This is a genomic window from Streptomyces sp. NPDC005963 (assembly GCF_040638655.1).
GTDB lineage: Bacteria > Actinomycetota > Actinomycetes > Streptomycetales > Streptomycetaceae > Streptomyces.
The window spans coordinates 1-3,468 of sequence record NZ_JBEXVD010000072.1; the positions used below are offsets into that span (position 1 = coordinate 1).

Sequence of the window (3,468 nt, forward strand, 5' to 3'; positions counted from 1 at the left end):
CCGCTGCGCGGGTCACGCACCCCCCAAGCTGCGCTTGGGGGGTGACGGTCCGTTCGCTGCGCTCCCCGGACCGGGGTGTGGGCTGAACCCACTTTTTGGGGCCTTCGCTTCGCTTCGGCCAGGTTGGGGCGGGTCCGCTGCGCTCCCCCGCCCAATAGTCCTTCCGGCTGCGCCTCCAGGACTGTTGGGGCCCGCTGACGCGGGCCTGGCTGGCTACGAGAGGGTGGGGGTGTGTGGTTCGTTTCGGGCTTTAGTGTGGTGGTGCATCATGGTGATGCACCACGTAGCTTTGGCGAAAATAGAGGATACCCCGATCGTCCTGGAGTCTTCTCGGGTTTTCGAGAGGAACGAGCGAAGATGGCCGGTCACTGCGAATCTGCCGGTCCCGTGTTGAGTAGCTCTGTGCACTGGGTGAGTAGGTGTCAGGTGGTGGGAGTCAATGTCTGGTTGGGGCTGTTCGTGCTCTTGGGGGTGCGAGGTGCGCCCCCGGGAAGGGTTGGATGCTTGGTGGCTGTGCTGGAGGCGGGAGTGGTCGCCGGGGGGTGGTCGAGTTGTGCGGGAGAGCGTCCTGCCCGTGTACCTCTCCGTACCTCAGGGCACGGGCGGGTGCTGGGGTACTGGTGGAGGCTGGTGGTCTGTGCGCCCGGCGGGCGGTGCGGAGCGATGGGGAGGCCCGCGTGTCGTGTGCGAGGTCGGTATCGGGTCTTCCTGCCCGGACGGGATGCCGGAGTTCAAATACGGGAGCTCGGACGGGATGCCGGGCCGGCTGGGATCTCACGGGCAAGGCGTTGGGGAGCGATACGGGCACGGCTCGCGTTCCCCAAGCGGTCGTCTGCAAGGTAATCAGAGTTCAATGTTCGAGGAGGTGATGCTCCCTCAAGGGAAATGTCAGATTCAGGTCAGGGAACATCAGGTAGATCAGAAGTTGAGCTTTCGTAGCTGGATGGGATTCTCTACAAGATCATTCGTACCTCCGGAGAGGGTGCGTGCGATGGAGGCGTCCGCGACCGAGTCCGAGAAGACGATCACTACCGCTGCGTACGCTCTGGAGCACTTCCCCCGGGCGGGCAGATCCTGGTCATGGTGCCCACGCTGGACCCGACCGTGCAAAGTACCCAGCCCCGGCAGCAGGTCGGGCACCGCCCGACGATGGTCGCGGTCTGCTCGGTAGACAAGGGCGAAATCCTGGAGCAACTCGGTTCCAACGATGCCCGTAAGCGTCTTCGGGAGGGACGTGACAGTCCCCGACGCAGTACCGAGAGGGGGCGCTGAAGGAAGTGGTTGTTCGTCGGTGTGGTTACAAGTGGGGGTAGCGGGCGGCGGGTTGGTGGGGGGTGGTGGAGGATTGGGGGATGACGGGACTTGGGGGGCGTCGTCAGCGGCGTGTGTGGCTGCTGGTGGGTGTGGTGTGCGGTGTGGTGGCGGTGGCGAGTGCCGGGTATGTGGTGCGGCAGCTGAGCCATGGCGGGCTGAAGGCATCGGACACCGCAGGGTTGTTCGCGGTGGCGCTGGCGGTGGCCGCCGGCCTGGTCGCGGTGGTCGCCTTACGGAAGCAGTCCCAGGCGAACACGGCGGCGTTCGCCGACGCCACGCTGGCCCGCGGCTGGGCGGCGACACTGGCCGGTCAGGTGCAGGCCGGGGAAGGCGCCGTGTGGCGGAAACTGCTGGGCGACGACACCGAGCGCATCAACCTCGCCTACACCCTGGTGTCCGGCGGGGTAAGGCCCGCCGCGGCGCCAGCCGCGGGACGGTTGTTCGCAGACGGGCTCGGGCCGGGTGGGGCGGCGGTGCCGGACATCGTGGCCTACTACCAGGCAACGAAGCCGTTACGGCTAGTGATCACCGGGGCCGGCGGAGCCGGGAAGACCGTATCCGCTCTAGAGCTCCTGCTGGGACTGATCGAGGGCCGTGGGGAGGACGAACCCGTGCCGGTGCGGATACCGCTGCCGCGGTGGGACACCGAACGGCAGACCCTGCCCGAGTTGTTGGTAGAGCGGTTGGTGGAGGCGTACGACTGGCCCAAGGCCATGGCAGCCGATCTGACCCGGCACGGGCTCGTACTGCCGGTGCTGGACGGCCTCGACGAGATGGACCTGCAAGGCCCCGGCGGCCTACCGAACCCGGCAGCACCCCGCGCCACCGCCGTCGTGGAAGCACTCAACAGCTACCAGCAAGGACGGGAGGCCGGGCCGCTGATCCTGACCTGCCGCACCGCACACTACGACGCCCTGGTGCCACAAGCGGTGATCGATGCGGCCCGGATCGAGGTCGAACCCGTCGGCGCCACCGACGCCCGGGGATACCTAGAGGGGCGGGCGCTCGACGAAACCCGGTGGCGGCCCCTCACCAACCACCTGAACGCCGACCCCACCGGAATGCTGGCAGGAGTGCTATCGACGCCGTGGCGCCTCGGACTCACAGCCACCGTCTACCACCACGACGGCAACCCCGGCGAACTCCTCACCCTGCCGAACGCGCAGGCAGTGGACGCCCACCTCCTCGCCCGCTACATCCCCGCCGCGGTCAGTACGGCGCCGAACCCGAACGGGTACACACCAGACCAGGTCCACCGCTGGCTCCACCACCTCACCCACCACCTCGACCCAGCGGGAACAACAGCCGCCACCAATACGGCAGGTCCGGAGGGCACAGATCTACTCCTGCACGAACTGTGGCCCCTCGCAGGACGCCAGCGTGTTCGGGCGACCGAGGCCACCCTCACCACCCTGGCTACTCTGATCGTTCTCGCACTGGCACTCGCCCCCGGAGTTCTCCAGATATCGCAGGTCATAGCGCTGCCTACCCTGCCGGCAATAGCACTCATCGGCCCGGCAAGCCGGCCCCGACGCTGGACAAACCCGCTCCGGACACTTCAAACAAACAGGCCCCGTGCAGCCGCCGTCGCGATCACAACCACAATCGCGACCGGGATCGGGGCCGGGATCGCGTTCGGACTCACGACCGGCATCACGTTCGGGCTCACGACCGGGATCGTATTCGGGCTCGTACTCGGGATCACGGAGGAGCCGGTGACGAGCCGCAGGACACGGGCCGCTATCAGAACCGACGCCCTCCTCGGGCTCACGACCGGGATCTCGACCGGGGCCATGGTCGGGATCGCGTTCGGGATCGCGACCGGGATCACGTTCGGGCTCGCGACTGGGATCGCGTTCGGGCTCGCGCTGAGTACGGCTTCCCGCAGGTATCTGGTGTTCCTGCTCTGCTCACGGCGCCGGCTGCCATTCCGGCTCAGCCCGTTCCTCGACTGGGCAGTGGGAGCGGGACTACTGCGGAACAGCGGTGCCGCGTACCAATACAGACACCGCGAACTCCAACACTGGCTCCGACAACACCCCAACCCACCCGCCCTCCCCTAGGCAGTGTCTGATGGCTCTTGCCTGGGATGGTGGATCTCTCGCTGTTTCGGGCATGAGTCGGGCATGGTGCGTCGGCATGAACTGACGAATG

The 3,468-nt window shown here is 67.1% G+C and carries 1 protein-coding gene; it reads left to right on the forward strand.

Annotated elements, in window-relative coordinates; all coding sequences use genetic code 11:
* Positions 1 to 1,352 precede the first annotated feature (1,352 nt).
* Complete coding sequence (locus tag ABZ348_RS34545) at positions 1,353 to 3,377, forward strand: hypothetical protein (protein WP_358939956.1); 2,025 nt, start codon at positions 1,353 to 1,355, stop codon at positions 3,375 to 3,377.
* Positions 3,378 to 3,468: the final 91 nt, after the last annotated feature.